At 40.4% G+C, this 3,556-nt stretch carries 2 protein-coding genes; both read right to left on the minus strand.

Features of this window, described 5'->3' with window-relative positions:
- Nucleotides 1-1,579 (minus strand): SBBP repeat-containing protein (locus tag QZT26_RS16845; RefSeq protein WP_295103809.1); only part of this gene is annotated, 1,579 nt, incomplete at its 3' end.
- 369 nt (nt 1,580-1,948) lie between these two features.
- On the minus strand, nt 1,949-3,403 hold the full coding sequence (locus QZT26_RS16850) for a Vps62-related protein (protein WP_295103811.1): 1,455 nt from the start codon (nt 3,401-3,403) through the stop codon (nt 1,949-1,951).
- Between the last annotated feature and the right edge of the window lie 153 nt (nt 3,404-3,556).

The raw sequence follows: 3,556 nt of genomic DNA on the forward strand, positions 1-3,556 counted from the left end.
TGTCGAGGGCGAGGGAATAACCATAATCCTGACCAGACCCTCCCAGGAACGTGGATGCCAGCAGGCTCGTTAATCCACCGTCCAGCTTCGAGACAAAGACATCATAATAACCACCATTATAAGAGGTATCATATGCCCCGCTCGTCGTCGGAAAGTCTGATGACCCGGTCTTCCCCGTCACATATACATTCCCGCTTGTGTCGAGGGCTAGAGAATAACCACAATCATAATCAGACCCGCCCAGGAACGTGGATGCCAGCAGGCTCGTTAATCCACCGTCCAGCTTCGAGACAAAGACATGTTCCTGATAATTACCACCAGTAAAAGAGGTATCATATGCCCCGCTCGTCGTAGGAAAGTTTGATGACTTGGTATACCCCGTCACATATACATTCCCGCTCGTATCGAGGGCAAGGGAATAAACATAATCATTATCAGACCCGCCTAGGTATGTGGAGGCTAGTAGGGGGTCGATGATTAGTTCATATGTTTTGTCGTAAGAGGCGACTTTGAAGCCGTACTCCAATTTTGGATTTTGGATTTCAGAATTTGGATTGTGTTTATGGGTGGAATGGACAAACTTTTTTGTCCGTGTTTTATTGTAGCTTGCTGATTTCCAATTTGGAATTTTTTGATTCCGTCTCCCGACTTCTGGATTCTGAATGTCGTATTCAACATCTACCGCCACCCGATTCCCATCGATTTCCTGATATGCTATGGGTTTTGTAAACTTAACCATCCCCAATTCCGTTTCTGCTTCAAGCTGCCCTTCGTCATTTACACGCAAATCTTTTGCACCACTGAGCTTTACCTGTATTTGATCGGGGTTTGCATCTGGTTTTACACAAAAAAGCTTCTCGACATTATTTCCATACGCCTTTAATTTGAGTTCTATACCGTCGTAGACTTCACCAAGCGATACTACATCATATGCTGAAATATTGGTTTTCCATTGAGATGTGTCATTTCCCTTAAAATAGCTCACCTTTGTTACAGCCTTTTCATTTCCAGTTATCTCATGAACTCTGCCACCTACAAGCGTCTCTTTAATGGCAACTCCCTGGGTGTCTTGACCGATATTCTTAGCAATGCCAGCTAAAAGACAATTGGTACAATATGGGATGTTTGCTTCATGATGCAAGATGCACGATAAACGATTTGTGGTATTTGACATGTTTCGTGGACCCTGAATCATGCATTTTGCCTCTTGATTCTTCGAACATCGAACTCCCGACTCTGAACTATTATTCGGCAACGCATACACAATCTCGCCGTCTTTTGTCACGAACACCGTCCCGCCAAATGTATTGGCATAGAATTTCACCTGTTCATCTACCTGTCCGTTGTTGGCTATAAAGGGTATTTGAAGCTTCTTTGTTTTCTGGGCAAATGCCGCCGAGTCTAATTTCGGATCCCCGGTCGAAGTCGAGGACAAGTTTTGGATTGTAGATTGCGGAATTGAGCTTTTGAATGATTGTTTATTTGAGTTTTCATGGCTTGCTATCAACGATGGGATGGAAAATACTATCAGAAAAAGAATTGCTGATACTGTAAAAACAACACAATTTCTTTGTATCATGGCAGCCTCCGGAATTGGTAGTTGTATCGATGGAGAAATCCAGTCCACCCCCTGCACCCCCGCCAGCGGGGGACATGGTTTGAACAGGAGCATTCCCGATTTTTGGTTAACTAATTGTACATTGTACCACAAGCATCCTGCTTGTGGTGTTTTACCCTCAAGCTGGAAGCTTGAGTTACTATTCTTCCCCTCCCCCCTGCTAATGACATTTTTACAAAAAATCGGGAATGCTCCCGATAAGTATTAAAAATGACAAACAAAAAGCAATGCCGTAACGTTTACCCTTCAATCTTCCTTTTCCTGACTGTAAAGGGAAAACACGTGTTAATAAAGGCATTAGACCTGTTAATTTAAATTTCTGGTTATTATTTATCTGAACTCTACATAATTTGGCGATACACGATAATCAAAAATTCCATTAAGGTCGTGGTCAATTTCCATTTCAAGATTTGGGTTTTCATCTGGAGAAAATCTAAGTGTTGCCTTGCCGTTCCTGGGAATTTCAAGCCAGTCAAATTCCACTTCGCACACTTCCTTTGTATTCCTGTTGTATCTGCTGATTTTCAGGGTTACTTCTTCGCCGTCGAGGGAATAGACTTCAAATATCTGGTCCTTTTCTGAATACAATATTTTAATGGTTGCGCATCCACCACAAGAAGTATCAAACGAACAATTATCCAAAAGGTTCGAAACATTACCCTCTATATCATGGGCAATAATTTTGATATTGGAAGAAGCACAAATTTCATAATCTGATGGCTTAGGACTTGTTGCCCACAATATTGGTTTTTCCCAACGACCACCTATTTCATCATCTATGTAATCAATGTAGGGCGGACTTGAGGGACCGGAATTATACCCGTATATAATATCGTAATCTCTTTTGTTATTCATTTTCTTTTTAGTCTGCTTTCCCCAGTACCCTTTCCAATATATCCAATCTTGATTTTCCTCTGTCCAATCAGTCATGTCTTCAATTACATAAGCATATTTTTTTGTACTCGTTTTTATTTCATCAATTTCAGCATTAGACATAGTATCCGGATGTAATACGTCACCATTATCAGCTGTCTCATCAGTACAATCCATGCACGTTGCAGGTTCTTGATACCACTTGTGATTTCCAGGTTTGTTCCAACACCCGTGCCCCCCCAAAGTCATATATACCAAAGGGTGATTTCCATCATCGCTTTTGCTTACCTCTTTGTCATCCCATAAGAATGTTTGCCCGCCACGATGAAAAGAATAGGTAATTTTCCATGGCTGCTTATTGCTGTCTAAAATAATCTGGATCATTTCCCAGTCCCCTTCGTGCTTATTACCGCCTTCATAAGAGCCGCCCCAATCATTGTAAACATAAAAAAACCAATATTGAAGCACTGTTTTTGTTTTATCCTCTTCGCTAATAAATTTACGGCCATAAACAGTTTGTCGTTCTTTCCATTCCTCCTTTTTTGCCTTCTTCTCTGCCTTCTTTTTTAGCTGAAGATAATAATAGTTATCATCATTGTAATCATCCATATTGTAATCATTCATTAACAAATCTGTAGTAAGTTTTTTATCTTTTGTATCTACTTGTTCTCCTTTATATTTTTTACACGTACCATCTTTTTTTTCTTTTTTACATATTTTTTCGTATAGTTCTGAATTTTCCAACATTACTTTAACATTTGTAGGATGTAATCGCTCCTTAGAGTGCATATACAAAATCGGCGCGTATTTTTCCAGGAGGTTTTCTTCCTCTGGGCTTGTTGTTGGAGACGGTGTTGGTGCAGGTGAAGGCGTGGGCGAAGGGGCATAAGCGCTAACTTGTTTTATTGACAAATTTTATTCATCATGGTATTTTTATGTTAATTATCCCGCTAATCACTCTATAGGAGGATAAAGCCATGATGAGAGAAGATTGGGATCTTCTAAGAACTTTCTTCCCAAACGATTGGAAAAGTTTAGCCGTTGATACAAATGCTTTAAAAGGCT

Origin of the sequence: uncultured Candidatus Kuenenia sp., assembly GCF_900696675.1 — a bacterium.
Taxonomy (GTDB): Bacteria; Planctomycetota; Brocadiia; order Brocadiales; family Brocadiaceae; genus Kuenenia; species Kuenenia stuttgartiensis_A.